Source organism: Rhizobium album, from assembly GCF_003122325.1.
GTDB lineage: Bacteria > Pseudomonadota > Alphaproteobacteria > Rhizobiales > Rhizobiaceae > Metarhizobium > Metarhizobium album.
Genome location: NZ_QFBC01000017.1, coordinates 148,856 through 167,421 on the forward strand (window position 1 = coordinate 148,856; position 18,566 = coordinate 167,421).

The window sequence follows — 18,566 nt, forward strand, 5'->3', positions numbered from 1 at the left end:
CGTTGGCGCCGCAACCGCGTTGCGCACCGTGTTCTGCCTGGATGTGCCCGGCCGTAAAGCCGGGCACATGCTCCGTTTTTACTGCTTGAATGTGTCCCAGCGTTCCTGGAGCCCCGTGGCGTGCTCGGCCCAGTAGGCTGCATCGATCACCAGCTGCTGCTTGATATTTTCCTCGCTGGTGACGATCTTGGCCGCCTTCTCCGGCGTGATCTTGCCGCTCTTGAAGGCATCCTGGTTCATCGGCCCGTAAGGAATGAAATCGGGCAGATTGGCCTGATAGTCCGGATCGAGCAGGTGATTGACCAGCTTCATCGCACCCTGCGGGTTCGGCGATCCCTTGGGAACGACCAGGCATTCGACGTCCATGATCGCTTCGTTGATGGTGTAGGCGTAGGGCGCGCCTTCCTTGATTGCCGCTTCGATGCGCGCCGCCCAGATGCTGAGCATGTCCACTTCCTGGCTCGTCGCCAGCTGCGTGGCCTGCGACCCCGACGTCCAGAACACCGAAACATCCGGCTTCAGCTTTTCCAGCTTGGCAAAGGCGCGGTCGACATCGAGCGGATAGACCTTGTCGCGTGCAACGCCGTCGGCGAGAAGCGCCAGTTCAAGATTGCTCTGGCCGCTGTAGCCGGAAAGGGCGCGTGTGCCCGGAAATTTTTCGGTGTCGAAAAAATCGGCCCAGTTCTTCGGCGGATTGTCCTTGTAGACGTCCGTATTGTAGGCAAGCACGGTAGAATAGGCCGTGAAGCCGATCCAGTAATCGTTGCGCAGCCGCTCGGGGATGCCTGCCGCATTGGGGATCTTGCTGTAGTCGAGCTTTTCCAGCAGCCCTTCGTCCGCCGCCTGCTGGCAATAACCGCCATAAAGTTCAGCGACGTCCAGGTCGTTGGCGCCGCCCTTCACCTTTGTGCGGACATCTGCGATGCCGCTCTGCAGCGTGTATTCGGTAACCTGCATATCGTGATCCTTCGGCAGGTGATCGAGGATCGCCTTGCGCACACCTTCCTGATAGGCGCCGCCATAGGATGCATAACTGACCGTCTCGGCCGCCAGAGCCGGCATCGCAGCAAGGGCGCACGCGCCGAGCGCGAACGAAGCAATGAATTTCATGAGTTCTCCTCCTCAAGAGCCCTCTCCACAGGCTCCATTTATGGCTATCATTAAATTTGCCGGACGTCCAACTTTTTTTAATGTGAATTGAGTTGGGATATGTCGGCAGGGGAATTCCGGCCCACGATCTTGTACGCCACGGCAACTGGCGGCCTTGCAAAAGCACCTTAACGCCGGCTCGAAATACATCGCAAATAAATTTGTTGGACGTCTAACTTTTTTTATGTACCGTTCATCATCGATTGCCCGGCACCCTGCCGCGGCATGATCCGAGAGAGAGATCCGGGGCTGTACGGCCGGGCTTTGGAGAGGCCCGGGAGAATATCGCATGCCCTCGCCATGAACCTGAAAAATCGAAATGAGGCCGAGATGAATGGTGCTGAAAGCCTGGTTCGCAGTCTGCTGGCGAACGGTGTCGATACGTGTTTTGCCAATCCGGGAACCAGCGAGATGCACTTCGTCGCCGCTCTCGACCGCGTCGATGGCGTGCGTTGCGTGCTCGGGCTGCATGAAAACGTCGTCACCGGCATGGCGGACGGATATTACCGCATCAGCGGCAAGCCGGCGGCGACCCTGCTGCATTGCGGCCCCGGCCTCTCCAACGGATCGGCCAATCTTCACAATGCACGCCGCGCCGAAAGCGGCATCGTCAATATCGTCGGCGACCACGCGACGGGCCATCGTCCCTACGATTCACCGCTGACCGCCGACGTTCCCGCCCTCGCCGGCGCGGTGTCCGCCTCTGTCTGCACACCCGCCAACACCGAAACATTGGGCGCGGATGCCGCAAGAGCGGTGGCGATTGCCAGGCAACATCCGGGGCGGATCGCTACCCTGATCTTGCCGGCCGACATCTCGTGGTCGGAAGGCGGCGTCGAGGCCGCGACACACAGCGCTACCCCGCCTCCCGTCATCGATCCGCTCGCCGTCGAAACGGCCCGGCAACTGCTGGGTGGAGATGGGCGTAGCCTCATCCTGCTCGGCAACAGCACGGCCACGCATGAGGGCATCGGCCTTGCTTATGCCATTGCCGGCCGTGCCGGCGCCGATGTGATGGCAAGCTCCACCGTCGCCTCCCATCCGGGCGGCCGTGGCACGCATCCGTTCCCCCGCGTGCCCTATCCCGTCGACGCCGCGATAGAGGTGCTGGCGGCCTATGACAATGTTTTGCTGGTGAACTGCCCTCCTCCCGTCGGCTTCTTCGGTTATCCCGGCAAACCCTCGCTGCTCTGCCGGCCGGATGCAGTGGTTCACACCCTGTCCCGACGCGAACAGGACGGAACCGAAGCACTGCGCCTGCTGGCTACCGCTTTCGGCCTCGACATCGGTGAGATGAACCGCCCGGCCATTGGACCAAGGCAGGAGATCGAGCTGCCACACGGCGAACCGACCCCGGAAAAGCTGGACCAGGCACTGGCGGCCCTGCTGCCGGACCGCGCCATCATCGTCGACGAGAGCATAACCTATAGCAACGGCTTCACGACGACGCGGGCCGCGGCAGCGCCGCACGACTGGCTGGTCATCACCGGCGGCGCCATCGGCGGCGGCATGCCGGTGGCGACCGGTGCGGCGATTGCCGGCGGAGGGCGGCAGGTGGTCAACCTGCAGGCCGACGGCTCCGCCGCCTATACGCTGCAGGCGCTCTGGACACAGGCCCGGGAAAACCTGCCCTGCACGACGGTCCTGCTCAACAATCGCCGCTACAACATCCTTCTCGGCGAATATCGCAATGTCGGCGCCGTTCCCGGACCGACGGCCATGAGCATGCTCGATCTCGACAACCCCGATATCCGCTGGGCGGACCTCGCCCGCTCGCTCGGCGTCGAGGCGGTGTGTGTCGCCACCATGGAGGAATGCGCCCAGGCCCTGTCCCGGGGCTTTGGATCGGGCAAGCCGTATTTCATCGAACTTCTGGTCTGAAGCAGACCGATGCGCCTCACGCTCGCGCCTTCGCCGGTGGTGCAGGGAATGGTGATGGTGTGCACCGCCTCGCTGTGCTTCAGCCTGAACGACACGTTCACGAAGTTCCTTGTCTTCCGCTACGGCATTTCCGAAATCATCTTTCTGCGCAGCCTGATCGCCCTGCCGCTGCTGGCGGCGATGGCGATCGTCATCGGCCGGACGACGATCCGCTGGTCGTCCAGGCTGTTCTTCCACGCCATACGCGGCGCGCTCAACCTTGCGGCCGCCTATCTCTATATCAACGGCCTGCAATATCTCAGCATCGCCGAAACAACGGTGATCCTGTTTTCCTCGCCGCTGATCGTGACGCTGGCCTCGGTTTTCTTCTTCAAGGAGGTCGTCGGCTGGCAGAAATGGGCGGCGGCCATCTGCAGCTTTACCGGTGTCGTCGTCGCCATCCGCCCCGGCGCGGAGGCCTTTCAGCCGGCGTCATTGTTCATCCTGGCCTCCAGCTTCCTCTACGCCGCCAATTCGCTGACGGCGCGGTGGATCCCGGAAGCCGACAATCTCTGGACCATCAGCTTCTTCGGCGCCGCCTTTTCCGCCCTGTTCGTGGCGCCGCTGGCGGTAAGCGAGTGGATTCCGGTCCACAGCGAAGACCTGATGTTCCTGACCGCGGCGGCACTCTGCTCAAGCCTCGGGATCGGCCTCAGTTCGCTTGCCTATCGGCTGGCCCAGGCCTCCGATCTTGCCCCTTATGCCTATTCCGGCCTGATCTGGTCGCTGGGGATCACGATGCTCGTCTGGGGCGCCGTCCCCACTGCCTGGACATTCCTCGGAGCAGCGATCATCGCCGCCAGCAGCCTTTTCCATTTCTTCTGGTCGCGCTAACCTATCGAAGCGAATAGGCCTGAAAAGGCTCTATCCGTTTCCTGTCGATGACGGCGCCGAGGCCGGGCAGCGGGTTGACGCGCAACGTGCCATCGCGTTCGATCGCCTGTTCCGGCGGGTTTTCGAGCACCTGGACGTAGGTGTTGGAATCGCTGAAGTAAGGATAGACTTCGAGGTTCATGGCGTTCGGGATCGCGGCGCAGAGCGACAGCGAAGCGGCCGAGCACAGCGAGCTGGCGCAATTGTGCGGCGAAACGCGAACATTGTAGGTTTCCGCCATGCCGGCGATCTGCACCGCTTCCAGCATGCCGCCGCAATTGGCGATGTCGGGCATGACGATCGAGACGGCGCCGGTATCGAGGACGTTGCGGAACCCGCCGCGCCCATAGACCCGCTCGCCGAGCGCGATCGGGATGCCGCTTCGTGCCGCCACCCGCGTCAGGCCGGCAAGGTTGAAGGGATCGAGCGGTTCCTCGATCCAGCTGATGTCGAGATCGCGGCAGACATCGAGAAACCGCATCAGCTGGTCGTCGCAGAGGCCGCCCGACAGGTCGAGCATCAGCTCGATCTCCGGCCCGACTTCCGCACGCAAGGCTTTCACCCGTTCGATCGCCTGGCGGAAGCGGCCGTCATCCAGCATGCGCGCCGAAACATGGCGGAACGTGCCGTCCGGCAGTTCATAGGCGAAAGGATAAGCCTTCAGGGCGCGAAAACCGTCCGAGAGCGGCCGGGCTGCGGCTTTTGCCCAGTTGACCACATCGTCGTGTTCATGGTTCCAGCCGTTGGCATACAGCTTGATGTCGCTGCGTACCGCCCCGCCCAGCAGTTCGTGGACCGGCAGGCCTGCCGCCTTGCCCTTGATGTCCCATAGCGCCAGCTCGATGGCGCTGATCGCGGCGAAGGAGACGGCTCCTCCGCCCTTCGCCCAGAAGGAGTGGTCGTAGAGATCCTGCCAGATGCGGCGGATCTCAAGCGGGTTGCGGCCGGAGAGCCGCAACGCCATGTCTTCGAGCATGCCGGCAACGGCGGGAGCGCCGTAACCATAAGCGACGCCGGCCTCGCCGAACCCGGAAATGCCCTCGTCCGTCTCGATCTCGACGAGCACGGGGCGCAGGCCGCCGCCTTCGATACGGTAGATCCTGACATTGCTGATATTCATCGGAGAGCCTTTCTGAGAGGGTTCGGCGGGCGGGATCAGGCGTGCGCGGTGACGACGATTTCGATCAGCGTCGTGCCGCCGAGATCGGCGACGCCGACGGTGGCGCGGGTCGGAAAGCTCTCGGGCGACAGCCATTCCTTCCAGACCACGTCCATCTGCGGCTTCAGAGCCATGTCGGTGATGAAGATGGTTGCCGACAGCAGCTTGGTCTTGTCCGAGCCGGCTTCCGCGAGATAGCTGTCGAGCTTGGCGAGGATTTCGCGGGTCTGGCCGGCCATGTCGAGGCCTTCGTCGTCGCAGGTGGTGCCGCCGACGAAGATCAGGCCGTTGTGCGAGACGACACGGTGCATGATGGGGGTCTGGATATGACGGTTCGTCATCGGTTCTTTCCTTCTTCTTCGAGTGAATGCTGTTCGGGTGTCCGGCCGGTGACGGCGAAGACGGCGGCCGGCGTCTGCGGAAGGGCGCCGAGCTCGGCAAGGCGCAGCGGCTTGACCGGCGCCCGCAGGCGGTAGGTGCCGATCTCCGCCGGGCTGACGCCGCGCTCCTCCGCCATGATTTCGGTGACGGTCGAGGCGCACATGCGGCCCTGGCAAGGCCCCATGCCGCAGCGCACGAAAGTCTTGAGCTGGTTCGGTCCCGGCACGCCGAGCGCGATCACCTGCCGCAGCGTGCCGGCACGCACCTCCTCGCAGCGGCAGACCATGGTGTCGGGATCGGGCGGCGCGAGAAACTGGCGGGCTGGCCGGTAGAGCGTATCGAGGAACGTTCGGCCACGACGGTAGGTCTGCCGTTTCTTCTCAAGCCCGGCGAGACGGCCCGCACTTTGCGACGACGACAGCAGGCCGATATCCGCAAGTGCTGCCAGTGCCGCGATGCGGCCGCAGACCGCGGCATGCTCCGCCCCGCCGATTCCGGCCCCGTCGCCGGCCGACAGCACGCCGGCAAGCGAGGTGCGGCCATGGCTATCCGTCCACGGCTGGAAGGCGCGCTGGGTGTCGTTCCATTCGATGGTGCAGCCGGCGGCGCTGGCGAGGTTGATGCCGGGAATGATGCCCTGGTGGAGAAGCACGCAATCGGCAGCGATCGCATCTTGCCTCCCGCCGGCGCGAAAACGCACCCCTTCGGCGTGATTGCTGCCGGCAATCGCCAGTTCTGTCACGCCTGAGATCACTCTCGCACGCCGCCGGACACCCAACAGCAGGGAAAGACCCTTGGCGACATAAGGAGACAGGAGAAAATCCGGAAGATGGCGCAACGCCGCCATCCGTTGCTTGCTGTCGGCGGTGTCGAGCAGCGCCGCGATATCCGCGCCCGCCCGCAGCAACTGATCGGCCAGCAGGTAGAGCAGCGGCCCGCAGCCGGCGAGCACGATGCGGCCGGCGGGAATGCCGGAAACCGATTTCAGCGCGATCTGCGCCGCCCCGGCGCTCATCACGCCGGGAAGCGTCCAGCCGGGCACGGCCATGGGCCGCTCCATCGCTCCCGTCGCTAGGATGACGGCGCGGGCGGACACCATGCGCGCGGCGCCGGCAAGCGTCAGGCCGAGCGTCGCAACACCCGTCTTCTCGCCGGATGCAGGGCTGTCGCAGATGGAATGAGAGGGTGCCGCCTGTCCCTTCTCCCCCGCGGGGAGAAGGTCCCGGCAGGGGGGTGAGGGGGCGTCACACGGCAAGACCTGTCCGCTTGGCCCCCTCATCCGGCCCTTCGGGCCCCCTTCTCCCCGCCGGGGAGAAGAGGAAAGCGGCGATGTTGCGGCATCGAGGCTCCAGACGGTGGTTGCAGCGGCATAATCGACGGATGAAGCGGCGAACGCATCGGTTATGGCACGCCCCTTCCAATAATCCTTTCCGAAGAAATCCTGCCGTTCCGGCGTGTTGCGGGTAATGCCGCGATAAATCTGACCGCCGGGGGCAAGGTTCTCGTCGGCAACCAGCACCGAGGCGCCGGCCGCAGCCGCCTCGGTTGCGGCAGACAGACCGGCCGGGCCGGCACCGACGACGACGAGATCGTAGTGCAGCGCAAGCTGCCCTGCTTCGGTCACAACACGCATGCTCATCGGTTTTGCCCCCCACAGACAAGGCGTGCACCGGACTGGCTGGTGACGACCATGCCCTGGCGCACCTCGACCAGACAGCTCTGGCGGTTCTGGATGCCGTCAACCGTCACGAGGCATTCGAAACAGACGCCCATCAGGCAATAGGGTGCACGCGGCTCTCCGCCCACGACGCTCTCACGGACCGTATCGACACCGGCAGCGAGAAGGGCGACAGCCAGCGTGTCGCCGCGCGCTGCGGTCACGCTTCTGCCATTGAAGGAAAAGGTGACGGGTTCGGCAGGCTCACGAATTCTCAGAAGCATGGAACCTCCGTGAGTGGAACGGTGCGAGATCGGGCGAAAGCGCGCCGGCAGCGATCTGCGGCGCAACGACCAGCGCATGGTTGGCCGCCAGCGTCACGCCGGAATGGCAGACGGTGACGAAGGCGCCGGGATGGGTCACCGACTGCTCGTAGATCGGAAACCCGTCCTGCGTCTTGACGCGGAAACCGGCCCAGCTGCGCACGACGTTAAGTTCGGCAAGGCAGGGAAACACCCGCATGGCCCTGTTGGCGAGCACCATGCTGATCTCCTGGTTGGTGGCGATAGTCGCGGTGTGCGTCTCTTCGCTGTCCCCGATCATCACCCCGCCCTCATCGGCCTGGCGGATCGTCGCCGAGGTGTAGTCGAAGAACGGGCGGCATTTTTCGGTAACGAGGATCTGGCCCTTGCTGCGTTTCAGCGGCGCAGTGAGCCCCATCATCGGCGCCAGCCGCTGGTTGTCGATGCCGGCGGCCAGCACGATGCGGCGGGCAAAGACCGTGCCGTAGGGGCCGGAGAGCCGGAAACCGCCGGCCTCCGGATCGATGCGCTCGACGGCATGGCCGGCGCGATAATCGACGCCGCGATGGCGCATGGCCGCATGCAGCGCCCGGAAGAGGCGCAGCGAGTTCACATGCCCGTCCGCCGGCGAATAGGCTGCGCCGACAACATCCGGGCCGATCTGCGGCAGGCGCCGGCGGGTCTCTTCCGCAGACAATATTTCATAAGGGGCGGCGGCACCGCCGGTCTCGATGGAAATCGTGTGCAATTCCGCCGCCAGCGTATCAAGCTCGTCCTGCGAAAGCGCGAAAGAAAAGGCGCCGCGCTGGCTGAGCGCGACATCGATGCCGGTGTCTTCGGCGAGCGCTACGGCAAAGGTCGGCCAACGTTCGGCCGAGGCCTTGGACCACAGGGCATAATGCGGCGCATGCAACCCCTTGCCCTGCACCCAGACGAGGGCGAAATTGGCACGCGACGCCCGCGGATCGAGGTCCGCGCCGTCCAGCACCATGGTCTTCAGGCCGGCGCGGGCAAAGCCCCAGGCCAGCGCTGCGCCGACGAGTCCACCGCCGACGACCGCGATATCGCTTTCGTCCAGTAAAGGCATCAGAAAATGTCCGGTTGCTGCGCTCCGGAGCGTCTCTCCCAGTGGGAAAAATGCTCCGGCTCTCGTTGTGGCGCAATCGCGCCGGCTGGTGCGGCCCGAAAGCCGCACCGGATCACGTCACGGCATCAGCCGCGCGGGCTGACGTCGACCTTGAACCACTTCAGCGACAGGTCCTTGATGGTGCCATCAGCCAGAGCGCCCTTGATCGCTTCGTCAAACTGGGCCTTCAGCGCGGTATCGTCCTTGCGCAGGCCGACGGCGATCACGCCGAAGACGCCGCCGGAAAACAGCGGGCCGGAGAGTTTGGCGCCCTGCATGTCCGGCTTGGCCAGCGCTTCGGCCAGCACGGTCGCATTGGCGAGAACCGCATCGAGACGGCCGCTGACCAGATCGAAATTGTGCTCTTCCGTGGTTTTGTAGGCGCGGATATCGACGCCGTCCTTGAAATAGGTTTCCATGAAGGTCGATGCCGTGGTCGAACCCTGCACGCCGACGGCCTTGCCGTTCAGCAGGGTGGCAATCTCGTCGATGCGCTTCTGGGCGTCGGCCGCCTGGCTGTCGAGCGAATAGCTCTCGCCAGTGCCGGGCATGTCGGCGAGCGGGCTGTCGGCGGCGACGGCGAAGCCGTTGATGCCGGCGGCATAAGGAGCAGAGAAGGCGATGACTTCTTCACGCTTCGGCGTCACGCTCATGGCTGCCATGATGGCATCGTATTTTTTCGCAGTCAGCGAGGGGATGATGCCGTCCCAGTTCTGGGCGACGATTTCGCATTCGACCTTCATGCGCTCGCAGAGCACTTTGGCGAGATCGATTTCGAACCCTTCGAGAGCGCCGTTCGGGCCGGAAAAATTCCAGGGCGCATAAGCGCCTTCCGTGGCGATCGTAATCTTCTGCTGCTCCTGCGCGGAAACGGGGGCAGCCGCGACGACGGCGAGGAGCAGGGCGGCAAGTGTGGATTTCAGCTTCATTCGGTTCACCTCTGGTTTGCTCTTGCTGATGGAATGACGGGTTAGGCGTTTTCCCGCGAAATGAACTGCTTGAAGCGCTCAGATCGCGGGTTCGAAAACATTTCGGAAGAATGGCCCTCCTCCTCGATCCGGCCCTGGTGCAGGAAGACCGTGCGGGTGGAGACCTCGCGGGCGAAAGCCATCTCATGGGTGACGATCAGCATGGTGCGGCCTTCGGCGGCGAGATCGCGCATGACCTTCAACACCTCGCCGACGAGTTCGGGATCGAGCGCCGAGGTCGGCTCGTCGAACAGCATGACGCTCGGCCGCATCGTCAGCGCCCGCGCGATGGCGGCGCGCTGCTGCTGACCGCCGGACAGATGCGCCGGATAGCTGTTGCGCTTGTCGGCGATGCCGACGCGCTCCAGAAGCGCCTCGGCTTCGGCCAGACAGTCCTTGCGGTTGCGCTTCTGGACATGGACCGGCGCCTCTATGAGGTTTTCCAGGATGGTCAGGTGGGACCAGAGATTGAAGGACTGGAACACCATCGCCGCCCTGGCGCGCAGGCGGTTGACCTGGGCATTGTCGCGCGGCCTGGGCGCCCTGCCCGGCGTCTGGTCGAGTGCAATCGCCTCGCCGTGGATCGAGACGGAACCGCCGTTCGGCACTTCGAGCATGTTGATGCAGCGCAGCAACGTCGACTTTCCCGAGCCGGAGGAGCCGAGGATGGAAATTACCTCGCCTTCCCGTGCCTCGAGCGACACGCCGTGCAGCACTTCGAGCGGGCCGTAGCTCTTGCGGATGCCGGACAGCGCGACCGCGGGTGTGGTGGTGGCGTCAGGCACGGCGTTCCTCCGGCTTCCTGGTCTCCGGCGACACGGTGTATTCCAGCCAGGCGAACAGCCGGGCAACCAGAAAATTGATGGCGAGATAGATGGCGCCGGCGCAGACGAAGACTTCCACCGGGCGATAGCTTTCCGAAATCAGCTTGGCGGCGATGCCGGTGATTTCGAGCAGCGTAATGGTGGAGGCCAGCGCCGTCGATTTCACCATCAGGATGATTTCGTTGCTGTATCCCGGCAGCATCTGCCTGAGCGCCAGCGGCATGACGATGCGGCGGAACAGGAGCAGGCCGGACATGCCGCAGGCACGCGCCGCCTCGACTTGGCCCGCCGGCACTGAAAGCAGCCCGCCGCGGATGATTTCCGCGCTGTAGGCGGCGGTGTTGAAAGCCAGCGCCAGCACGGCGCACCAGTAGGCTTCGCGCAGGAAGGGCCAGAGAAAGCTGTGGCGCAGCACCGGAAACTGGCTGAGGCCGTAATAGATGATGTAGATCTGCACCAGGAGCGGCGTGCCGCGGAAAACGAAAATGTAGAACTGCGCCGGCACATCCAGCCACCATTTTCCGGAAATGCGCATGAAGGCGAGTGCGAAGGCGAGGATGCCGCCGGCGACGACGGAAAGCACGGTCAGCTGCAGCGTCAGCGGAATGCCCTTCAGCAGGGCGACAAAGCTTTCGGCGAGGAACGGAAGGTCGAACGGCATCAGACAGCCCTCCGGATGCCGCGCATCGCCCGCTGTTCCGCCAGCTTGAAACCGCGGCCGGAAACGAAAGCGATCAGCAGGTAGAGCACGCCGGCCGTCAGGTAGAAGCTGAAGGGCTGCCGCGTCGAGCCGGCGCCAATCTGCGCCTGCCGCATCAGTTCCACCAGGCCGATGACCGATATGAGCGCCGATTCCTTCAATACCAGCTGCCAGACATTGCCGACGCCGGGAATGGCGAAACGGGCGGCCTGCGGCAGGACGATGCGACGGAACAGCAGCAAGGGCGGCATGCCGTAGGCACGGCCGGCCTCGATCTCGCCTTTCGGCAGCGCCAGCACGGCGCCGCGAAACACCTGCATCTGATAAGCGCCGGAGACGACGCCGATTGCCAGCGCGCCAGTCAGGAACGCGGGAGCGCCGACAAAACCTTCGGCTCCGAACAAGGCCCCGACGCTCGATATCAGCGAGCTGGAGCCGAAATAGAAGAGGTAGATGACCAGCAGGTCGGGGATGCCGCGCAGGAGGGTCGTGTAGATATCGGCGGCGGAACGAAGAGCGCGGAACCGCGAAAAACTGGCCGCCGCCCCGAGACAGCCGAGCATGGCGCCGACGAGGAAGCCGCAGACCGCCACCGCCACCGTTACCCCGGTTGCCGCCAGCAGGCTGTAACCCCAGCCATCTGGCCCGAAGCTCATAAGCCGCAAATAATCCACCAGCCCAGCCTTTCCTTGTCCGATGCCTGGCAACGCGCATCATCGCTCCGGCACGCGAGACGGGCCGGTTATGGGCGCTTTTTTTGTTCCCGGAGAGATTGTTTTTGCCTTCGACGAGCCCAGAAGATCGCGGAAGCTTGCCCTTTCCATTGACAGAAGGGATCGCATGCACGAACCATACAGTCAAATTCGAAAAACCGGCACAAGAATAACCAGATGTTATGGAGAGCGGCATGAACCTCCGGCAGGTCGAGGCATTCCGCGCCGTCATGCTCACCGGGCAGATGACCACGGCCGCCGAGCTGATGTCGGTCACCCAACCTGCGGTCAGCCGTCTGATCCGCGATTTCGAGCATGCTACCCGGCTGCGGCTCTTCGTGCGTCGCGGCAACCAGATCACGCCGACGCAGGAAGCCGTCACCCTGTGGAAAGAAGTCGACCGGGCCTTCATCGGCCTGAGCAGGATCGCCACCGTTGCGGATGAAATCGCCAGGCAGGCGGCCGGCACCTTGCGGATCGCCGCCATGCCGGCGCTGGCCAACGGCATCCTGCCCCGTTTCCTGGCCGGCTTCCTGCGCGACAAGCCGAACCTGCATGCCTCGCTGAGCGGCCTGCCATCCTCCATGGTCATCGAGGCGGTGGCAGCGGGACAGGCGGATATCGGTTATGCGGACGGCCCGCTCGACCGCCAGGGGTTCGTCATTGAAACCCGCCCGCTCGCCGCGGTCGTCGCGATTCCCGAAGGCCATCCGCTGTGCGAGAAACACACGATCGTTCCGGCGGACCTGAAACGGCAGCGGATGATCAGCCTCGAGCCCGGCACGATCTTCGCCATGCGTGTCGAGGTGGCGCTGGCGGGCGTGCCGCGGCTTTCGACGCTCGAAACCCGCCTGTCGCATACGGCGCTGACCCTGGTCGGCGAGAGTGCCGGCATCGCCATCATCGATCCGACCTCCGCCAGCGAGTTTCTGCAGCGCGGCGTCGTCGTCCGGCCCTTTTCAATCTTCATCGACGCCAGTTTCCTGGCCATCCGCCCGGCCGGACAGACCCGGTCCGACATCATCGAACGGTTCTTCGCGGAATTCTGGGATTTCCATGACAGGATCATCAAGGCCGCCGGCATTACCCCTTCCTGAGCGAGACTGCAGGAGACCGGCGTTATCCGCTTGGCGAAGCGGTGCCGGAAGCTATATGTGCTGCTATCCCGCCAAGACCAACCGCTTCGCTCAAGTCAGCCTCTCATGAAAAACAAAACCCTGGGCTATATCTATGTCCTCCTCGCCGTGACCATTTTCGCCGGACAGGACGCCTTTTCCAAATTGCTCGGCGAAAAATACCCGCCGATCATGGTTACGATGATCCGCTTCTGGGCGTTCGCGGTGTTCGTCACCATACTGGCGGCGGCCGCACCCGGCGGACTGCGGGCCAACATGCGCACGAAGAAGCCCCTGTTGCAGGTGTTTCGCGGCGCCCTGCTCGTCATAGAAGTGGTTGTCGTCGTCTTTGCCTTCACGACCGCCGGGCTTGCCATGAGCCAGGCGATCCTCCAGGCGACACCGCTGATCGTCACGGTCCTTTCGGTGCCGCTGCTGGGCGAACAGGTCGGATGGCGCCGCACCGTCGCCATCGCCGTCGGCATGCTGGGCGTGCTGGTGATCCTCAACCCCATCGGCGTGGATTTCGACATTCGCCTGCTGATCCCACTCGCCGGCAGCTTCATGTATGCGATCTACAGCATTGCGACGCGCGCTGTCGGACGCCACGACACGTCCATAACCAGCGTGTTTTATGCCGGCGTCATCGGCGCGATCGTCGCATCGGTCATCGGGCCGTTCTACTGGACCCCGATCGCGGTGAGCGACTGGCCCGCCATGGCGGCACTGTGCATCTGCGGCGCCCTCAGCCACTATTTCCTCATCCTGGCCTACCGCATGCTGAGCGCCGTGGAAGTGCAGCCGCTGACCTATCTGCAACTTGTCCTCAGCGTTGCCCTGGCGACCATTTTCTTCGACGAATCCCTGACCCCGAACATGATCGTCGGCGCGGTCATCGTCGTCGGCGCGGGCCTTTTCACGGTCTGGAGAGAGCACCGCCTCGGCATCCGCAAGCAGGAAACCGAGCCGTAACAGACGCGATTCTCCGGCGACAACGCTCCCTTGCCGCCGAAATCGTCCCCGTGCCCCCCTCCTCCAGGGAGGGAAAACGCCTATTTCGACCGGATAAACACATAATCGTCATTCGAATGCATCTTTTCGCTTGGCTTTGGGATCGAAATTTGTAATTTGCGGTTCAATCGAATTCGCCCAGTTTTTAAAGGCAGTCCTATGCAGGTATTGGTTCGCGACAACAACGTCGATCAGGCTCTCCGTGTTCTGAAGAAGAAGCTTCAGCGCGAAGGTATCTTCCGTGAAATGCGCATGCGCGAGGCTTTCGAAAAGCCGTCGGTCAAGAAGGCGCGCGAAAAGGCTGAAGCCGTCAGCCGCCAGCGCAAGAACGCTCGCAAGCAGATGCAGCGCGAAGGCCTCCTGCCGGCGCCGAAGAAGAAGACCACCCGCTAATCGTCATCGACGGTTGCTCTGGTACAGTTTTGGAATTTGAGCTGACCTATCAGCTAAAATTTCAGTGATCATATGGCGTCGCCGGCCATTGCCGGCAGAACGTTGTCCGTATGTCCATAGATTGGGCGCGTCGTGATTCTGAAAGATCACGACGCGCTTCTCTACGTTCACAGCAATACAAAATTAGCCATAACCGCCGGTGTTTCGGAACAGCCGAATCATGTCTCGCGTTTCTCCCGCACAGACAGGGAGTGCGAAACATGATCGACTGGCTGAATGAACGTTATATTTCGCGCGCCGAACACAACGATATCGTCGGATATTACCAGAAGCTGGTGGCGCGGCTTCACGGCGCAGTGAAAGAGTTGCAGCAGCGGGTGGATGCTTCGACCGGGCCAATCGCTGCCCGACACAATCCCATCACCAGCGAAAGTCCGGTTTCACCGGACCAGCGACGGCCCGGAGACAATGTGATCGTGATCGATTTCCGACTGCGCCGGCCGAAGGCATGATATTCGCCCTCGCCGAAAATACCTGCCGTCAGCCGGGCTGACGTTTGGAGAGGCACAACCGCCGCCGCGTCAGCGCGGCGAAAAACGTTCGGGCCGGAAGGTGGCGAGCATCGGATGCTCCGCGCCGGTTGCGATATCGCAGGCCAGCAGTTCGCCGACGTCGTCCGCCGCCCAGTCCGCATCGATCGAGATCGTGCTGCCCGGTCCCGGCCGCACATCAATCCGGGGCGTATTGAGGACGGCACGCAGAGGATGCGCGAGCGGCTTGGTCTGCACCAGAGGCGCAATCGGTGTGTCGCCGCCCATCGCCTGCCCGGTTTCAGCCGCCATCCTCGGCACGGCAGGTCCCGTGGCCAGCAGCACGACATCGGCGACAAAACGGTTTCCGGCCGCCGTCTCGGCACCGAAGGCACGGCCGCATTCGATCGCCAGGCTTGCCGCCCCCTTGGTCACTGCCGAGCGTGCCGCCAAGGCCGGCGAATTCTTCAAGCAGCAGGCCGGCTCGGCAGGTCGACCCAGCCTTCACCGGGATTGAAGATGGCGCCCGGTTGCGTGACGGCACTGTCATCAAGGCCCGGTGTCACGGTCGCGATGCGGCAAAAACCACCAATATTGGACGATCGGCAGGGGCAGCGACCTATTGCCACGGGCCGAAAGTGCGTGCCACCTTATCCCATTCGAAAGATTAGGGAATTGGTGATGCTCGCACTCAATCCAGCACGCATCAGACTTCCGCTGTCGCGCAACAGGCGCAAGCCCGTCGATATCGTCTATGCCAATTCCGACCGGCCGCCGACGCCTGCCCTGATGGCGCTTGGCGGACAGCATGCGGTGATGGCCATCGCGCTCTCCACCTATGCGCTTGCGGCCGCAAAACTCGGCGGACTGTCGGTCACGGACACGCAGACATTTCTGTCCTATTCGCTGCTCGCCATGGCGGTGGCGACCTTCCTGCAATCCTGGGGCGGACGGTTTGGCGCGGGGGCGCTGATCGTGCATATCCCCGGCCCGATCATGGTTCCTTTCGTGACCGTGATGCTGCACGAATATGGTGCCGGCGGCATGTTGATGCTGGGCCTTGCAACCGGCATCCCCGCCATGGGCCTCAGCCGGCTCATCCCGCATCTGCGGGCGCTGTTTCCGCCGACCGTTCTCGGCGTCATCGTCTGCATGGGCGGGTTTTCGCTCATCCAGGGTGCTGCGCGGCAATCCCTCGGGCTGAACGAGGCCTATACGATCGACCCGTTGAGCGCGCTGATTGCCGGTGCGACGCTCACCGTCATCGTTGCCCTCTCCGTCTGGGGCAATCGCACGATGAAGCTCTTCGGGCTGGCATCGGGGATCATCGTCGGCGTGATCGTCGCTGCATTCTGCGGACGCCTGACCGGCATGGAACTGTTCGCGACCGCGCCGATCGTCGCCTTGCCGAGCCTGCCGACCCCTGTCTTTGCCATCGATCCCGGATTGCTTGTCGTCGTTGTCGTCGTCGGCCTTCTCGGGCAGTTCGATACCTTTGCCAGCACCGTGATCGTTGACCGGATGGACGATGCCGACTGGCACCGCCCCGACATGAAGACGGCCGGCGGCGGCGTGATGGCCAACGGCATCGGCAACATCGTCGCAGGCATCGTCGGCGGCATGCCGAATGGCGCCTCCTCCGCAAACATCGGTCTTGCCCATGCGACGCGGTCGACCTCGCGCTGGATCGGCCTGACGGCCGCGCTGATCATCGCCGTCGTGTCCCTGCTGCCGCAGGCAACGCTGGCCCTGACCCTGATCCCGACGCCGGTCATCGGTGCGATCCAGGTCTATGCCGCTGCATTCCTGATGGTCTCCGGCCTCGAACTCGCCACCTCGCGGGCCATCGACAGCCGCAGCATTTTCATGATCGGCATATCGCTGTTCGTCGGCCTCTGCGTGATGCTCATCCCGCAACTCGCCGAGAGCGTGCCGGTTTCGTTCCGGCACTTCCTCGGCAGCGGCTTCGTCATGGCCGGCATCATCGCCATCCTACTCAACCTGCTGTTCCGCATCGGCACGTCGATCGTCGCACAACAGTCGCTCGCGGAGGAGGACGATGTCATCACCGCGATCAACGAGTTCATCGAAAAGCAGGGCGGCAAATGGGCGGCCCGCCGCGAAGTCGTCAGCCGCGCGTCGCTCGCTGCCATCGAGACCACCGAGTTGATCCTGGTGTCCGGCCAGGGACGCAGGCCGACGGCGATCCGCGCCCGTTTCGACGAACTGAATTTCGACGTGGAGATCTTGCATTCGGGACCGCCGCTGGTGCTCGGCGGCATGACGGCGCCGGAGGTGAGCGATTGGCTCGATGCCGACGAGGATGCGGTGCAAAACGCCATGGCGAACGTGTCCATGGTTCTGGTGCAGCGGCTCGCCGATCGGGTGCGGCCTGGCACACGCGACGGCAGCGCATCCATCCTGCTGCATTTCGACCATTGACATCGGGTTGTCGTCTGAACGACGCTAAAATGCGAAAGGCCGGCGCTTGACCCAGCACCCAACGAAAAAGTGGAATCCAGGTAGATATTGATGCCATAGCCCGTTGCGACATAGGCCGTTTCGGACGGTTTATCTTTGAGAAATCTCCGCGAGGCATTATGCGCACCCAACTGTCGCCGAATGTCTGTTTCGCGACACGCTTTACCCGGTGGTAGGGCAAAACGAAGAGACGATTTTGGCAGAGATATCGAAGTTCGTCATTGGCCCAATATTGCTGATGTTTTTGTCTTACTTGCAGCCACCATTCGCTCCAGCTATTCATTGAGGACGGACTGTTGTTGCCTCCTCGCGGGGGCGTGGATTGAAACACCCTCCGGCAACTCTTTGACGCGCCACTATGTAGCAGTTGCCACAAGTAATTTCCTTGACGCTTTTGTAGTCTCCGGCCGAAGAAACCGGAGTTGTGAGTATGGATGTTGTTGGCGATCTGAAAAGGAAGAAGAGCGAAATCGGCACGGAGATCGAAGCGCCGCGTTCCAAGATCGCCGTGCTTGAAGAGCAGAAGGGCGCATTTGCGGTCGTCATCGGGACCTATGATCCGGGTTTCTCCTAGGAAGCGTCGACCACTCCTAGGAAAAGGGCGGCTCAAGGCCCACGAATCCAGATTGTTATCGTCTATGATGACGCGAGTGATCGTGCGGTTGGGCGCTCCGATGTTTGCCTCGCGCATGGCCATGATGCAGCTTCTATTGCCGTTCTGGTTCTGCTGCAGGCGAAGGTCATCGTTTCAATCCACGCCCCCGCGAGGAGGCGACATGCCCTGCCCCGACAGTCGCGGTCAGACCTTCGAGTTTCAATCCACGCCCCGCGAGGAGGCGACGCGCTGTTCCTGCCGGCAATAGGCGATCTCCGCCAGTTTCAATCCACGCCCCCGCGAGGAGGCGACCGTGGCACGTCTTCGGCTTCACGGCCGATGAGAAGTTTCAATCCACGCCCCCGCGAGGAGGCGACGAAAGGTATGCACCTGCCGACGCGGCTCGACCTCGTTTCAATCCACGCCCCCGCGAGGAGGCGACGGCAACCGTCGTCGATCGTGTCCCAGGAGGTGGTGTATCAGGGTATCGGCGGTCACCAGTGTTTTTCCGGTAGGGTCGGGTTGTTCAAGACCAACCTGATGGAAAGATCACCGATGACCGACGACATGATGACCCTGCGCTCGCTCGTTGAGAAGAGCGCTGATGCCGATTTGCTCCGGGAGATGATCGGCTTTGCTGCCGAGAAGTTGATGTCCCTGGAGGTCAGC

Annotated in this window: 18 protein-coding genes and 1 pseudogene; 8 read left to right on the forward strand and 11 right to left on the reverse strand. The window is 63.2% G+C overall.

What is annotated here, in order from left to right; translation table 11 throughout:
• Positions 1 to 78: 78 nt before the first annotated feature.
• Positions 79 to 1,110 (reverse strand): ABC transporter substrate-binding protein, encoded by a 1,032-nt coding sequence (locus DEM27_RS26990; protein ID WP_109461350.1) that lies wholly within the window; start codon positions 1,108 to 1,110, stop codon positions 79 to 81.
• A 369-nt stretch (positions 1,111 to 1,479) separates the two neighbouring features.
• Here DEM27_RS26990 and DEM27_RS26995 point away from each other — a divergent pair, with 369 nt between their 5' ends.
• Together DEM27_RS26995 and DEM27_RS27000 are read left to right on the forward strand one after the other, a co-directional pair.
• A complete protein-coding gene (locus DEM27_RS26995; RefSeq protein WP_109461375.1) occupies positions 1,480 to 3,030 on the forward strand; it encodes an acetolactate synthase large subunit in 1,551 nt (516 codons plus the stop codon).
• Between the two features lie 9 nt (positions 3,031 to 3,039).
• Positions 3,040 to 3,903, forward strand: coding sequence for a DMT family transporter (locus tag DEM27_RS27000; RefSeq protein ID WP_109461351.1), 864 nt, complete (start codon positions 3,040 to 3,042; stop codon positions 3,901 to 3,903).
• Position 3,904: 1 nt separating this feature from the next.
• On the opposite strand, the gene DEM27_RS27005 is transcribed toward DEM27_RS27000, so the two are convergent.
• From DEM27_RS27005 to DEM27_RS27045, 9 genes are all read right to left on the reverse strand, one after another.
• A complete protein-coding gene (locus tag DEM27_RS27005; protein ID WP_109461352.1) occupies positions 3,905 to 5,062 on the reverse strand; it encodes a mandelate racemase/muconate lactonizing enzyme family protein in 1,158 nt (385 codons plus the stop codon).
• 35 nt (positions 5,063 to 5,097) lie between these two features.
• Positions 5,098 to 5,442: a RidA family protein gene (locus tag DEM27_RS27010; protein WP_109461353.1), complete on the reverse strand. Its 345-nt coding sequence runs from the start codon at positions 5,440 to 5,442 to the stop codon at positions 5,098 to 5,100.
• Entirely contained in the window at positions 5,439 to 7,121 is a 1,683-nt protein-coding gene (locus tag DEM27_RS27015; RefSeq protein WP_109461354.1) for an FAD/NAD(P)-dependent oxidoreductase, read from the reverse strand. The genes DEM27_RS27010 and DEM27_RS27015 overlap by 4 nt, the downstream gene beginning before the upstream one ends.
• Positions 7,118 to 7,423, reverse strand: coding sequence for a (2Fe-2S)-binding protein (locus DEM27_RS27020; protein WP_109461355.1), 306 nt, complete (start codon positions 7,421 to 7,423; stop codon positions 7,118 to 7,120). The genes DEM27_RS27015 and DEM27_RS27020 overlap by 4 nt, the downstream gene beginning before the upstream one ends.
• On the reverse strand, positions 7,404 to 8,528 hold the full coding sequence (locus DEM27_RS27025; protein WP_109461356.1) for an NAD(P)/FAD-dependent oxidoreductase: 1,125 nt from the start codon (positions 8,526 to 8,528) through the stop codon (positions 7,404 to 7,406). The genes DEM27_RS27020 and DEM27_RS27025 overlap by 20 nt, the downstream gene beginning before the upstream one ends.
• Positions 8,529 to 8,653: 125 nt before the next feature.
• Positions 8,654 to 9,496 (reverse strand): lysine/arginine/ornithine ABC transporter substrate-binding protein, encoded by an 843-nt coding sequence (locus DEM27_RS27030; protein WP_109461357.1) that lies wholly within the window; start codon positions 9,494 to 9,496, stop codon positions 8,654 to 8,656.
• 41 nt (positions 9,497 to 9,537) lie between these two features.
• A complete protein-coding gene (locus DEM27_RS27035; RefSeq protein ID WP_109461358.1) occupies positions 9,538 to 10,320 on the reverse strand; it encodes an ABC transporter ATP-binding protein in 783 nt (260 codons plus the stop codon).
• Positions 10,313 to 11,020: an ABC transporter permease gene (locus DEM27_RS27040; RefSeq protein ID WP_109461359.1), complete on the reverse strand. Its 708-nt coding sequence runs from the start codon at positions 11,018 to 11,020 to the stop codon at positions 10,313 to 10,315. The genes DEM27_RS27035 and DEM27_RS27040 overlap by 8 nt, the downstream gene beginning before the upstream one ends.
• On the reverse strand, positions 11,020 to 11,715 hold the full coding sequence (locus DEM27_RS27045) for an ABC transporter permease (RefSeq protein ID WP_109461360.1): 696 nt from the start codon (positions 11,713 to 11,715) through the stop codon (positions 11,020 to 11,022). Before DEM27_RS27045 ends, DEM27_RS27040 begins: the two co-directional genes overlap by 1 nt.
• 251 nt (positions 11,716 to 11,966) lie before the next feature.
• On the opposite strand from DEM27_RS27045, the gene DEM27_RS27050 reads away from it, so the two are divergent.
• From DEM27_RS27050 to DEM27_RS27065, 4 genes are all read left to right on the forward strand, one after another.
• Positions 11,967 to 12,869, forward strand: a complete 903-nt coding sequence (locus DEM27_RS27050) for a LysR substrate-binding domain-containing protein (RefSeq protein WP_109461376.1) — start codon at positions 11,967 to 11,969, stop codon at positions 12,867 to 12,869.
• Positions 12,870 to 12,974: 105 nt separating this feature from the next.
• A complete protein-coding gene (locus DEM27_RS27055; RefSeq protein ID WP_109461361.1) occupies positions 12,975 to 13,859 on the forward strand; it encodes a DMT family transporter in 885 nt (294 codons plus the stop codon).
• 198 nt (positions 13,860 to 14,057) lie between these two features.
• A complete protein-coding gene (gene rpsU, locus DEM27_RS27060; protein WP_109461362.1) occupies positions 14,058 to 14,291 on the forward strand; it encodes a 30S ribosomal protein S21 in 234 nt (77 codons plus the stop codon).
• A 260-nt stretch (positions 14,292 to 14,551) separates the two neighbouring features.
• Entirely contained in the window at positions 14,552 to 14,803 is a 252-nt protein-coding gene (locus DEM27_RS27065; protein ID WP_109461363.1) for a hypothetical protein, read from the forward strand.
• A 69-nt stretch (positions 14,804 to 14,872) separates the two neighbouring features.
• On the opposite strand, the pseudogene DEM27_RS27070 reads toward DEM27_RS27065, so the two are convergent.
• Positions 14,873 to 15,396, reverse strand: a pseudogene (locus DEM27_RS27070) (FAD-binding oxidoreductase/lyase); the annotation flags it as partial.
• Positions 15,397 to 15,502: 106 nt separating this feature from the next.
• Between DEM27_RS27070 and DEM27_RS27075 the strand changes: the two are divergent.
• Positions 15,503 to 17,263 carry a uracil-xanthine permease family protein gene (locus DEM27_RS27075; protein WP_165823628.1) on the forward strand — a complete coding sequence of 587 codons (1,761 nt, stop codon included), beginning with the start codon at positions 15,503 to 15,505 and terminating at the stop codon, positions 17,261 to 17,263.
• A 469-nt stretch (positions 17,264 to 17,732) separates the two neighbouring features.
• Positions 17,733 to 17,876, forward strand: coding sequence for a hypothetical protein (locus DEM27_RS34195; protein WP_165823630.1), 144 nt, complete (start codon positions 17,733 to 17,735; stop codon positions 17,874 to 17,876).
• The last annotated feature ends 690 nt before the right edge of the window (positions 17,877 to 18,566 follow it).

Bases quoted from the DNA above. Each gene is read 5' to 3' on its own strand.
- DEM27_RS26990 (WP_109461350.1), bottom strand. From the start codon at position 1,110: ATGAAATTCATTGCTTCGTTCGCGCTCGGCGCGTGCGCCCTTGCTGCG.
- DEM27_RS26995 (WP_109461375.1), top strand. From the start codon at position 1,480: ATGAATGGTGCTGAAAGCCTGGTTCGCAGTCTGCTGGCGAACGGTGTC.
- DEM27_RS27000 (WP_109461351.1), top strand. From the start codon at position 3,040: ATGCGCCTCACGCTCGCGCCTTCGCCGGTGGTGCAGGGAATGGTGATG.
- DEM27_RS27005 (WP_109461352.1), bottom strand. From the start codon at position 5,062: ATGAATATCAGCAATGTCAGGATCTACCGTATCGAAGGCGGCGGCCTG.
- DEM27_RS27010 (WP_109461353.1), bottom strand. From the start codon at position 5,442: ATGACGAACCGTCATATCCAGACCCCCATCATGCACCGTGTCGTCTCG.
- DEM27_RS27015 (WP_109461354.1), bottom strand. From the start codon at position 7,121: ATGAGCATGCGTGTTGTGACCGAAGCAGGGCAGCTTGCGCTGCACTAC.
- DEM27_RS27020 (WP_109461355.1), bottom strand. From the start codon at position 7,423: ATGCTTCTGAGAATTCGTGAGCCTGCCGAACCCGTCACCTTTTCCTTC.
- DEM27_RS27025 (WP_109461356.1), bottom strand. From the start codon at position 8,528: ATGCCTTTACTGGACGAAAGCGATATCGCGGTCGTCGGCGGTGGACTC.
- DEM27_RS27030 (WP_109461357.1), bottom strand. From the start codon at position 9,496: ATGAAGCTGAAATCCACACTTGCCGCCCTGCTCCTCGCCGTCGTCGCG.
- DEM27_RS27040 (WP_109461359.1), bottom strand. From the start codon at position 11,020: ATGCCGTTCGACCTTCCGTTCCTCGCCGAAAGCTTTGTCGCCCTGCTG.
- DEM27_RS27045 (WP_109461360.1), bottom strand. From the start codon at position 11,715: ATGAGCTTCGGGCCAGATGGCTGGGGTTACAGCCTGCTGGCGGCAACC.
- DEM27_RS27050 (WP_109461376.1), top strand. From the start codon at position 11,967: ATGAACCTCCGGCAGGTCGAGGCATTCCGCGCCGTCATGCTCACCGGG.
- DEM27_RS27055 (WP_109461361.1), top strand. From the start codon at position 12,975: ATGAAAAACAAAACCCTGGGCTATATCTATGTCCTCCTCGCCGTGACC.
- rpsU (WP_109461362.1), top strand. From the start codon at position 14,058: ATGCAGGTATTGGTTCGCGACAACAACGTCGATCAGGCTCTCCGTGTT.
- DEM27_RS27065 (WP_109461363.1), top strand. From the start codon at position 14,552: ATGATCGACTGGCTGAATGAACGTTATATTTCGCGCGCCGAACACAAC.
- DEM27_RS27075 (WP_165823628.1), top strand. From the start codon at position 15,503: ATGCTCGCACTCAATCCAGCACGCATCAGACTTCCGCTGTCGCGCAAC.
- DEM27_RS34195 (WP_165823630.1), top strand. From the start codon at position 17,733: ATGGATGTTGTTGGCGATCTGAAAAGGAAGAAGAGCGAAATCGGCACG.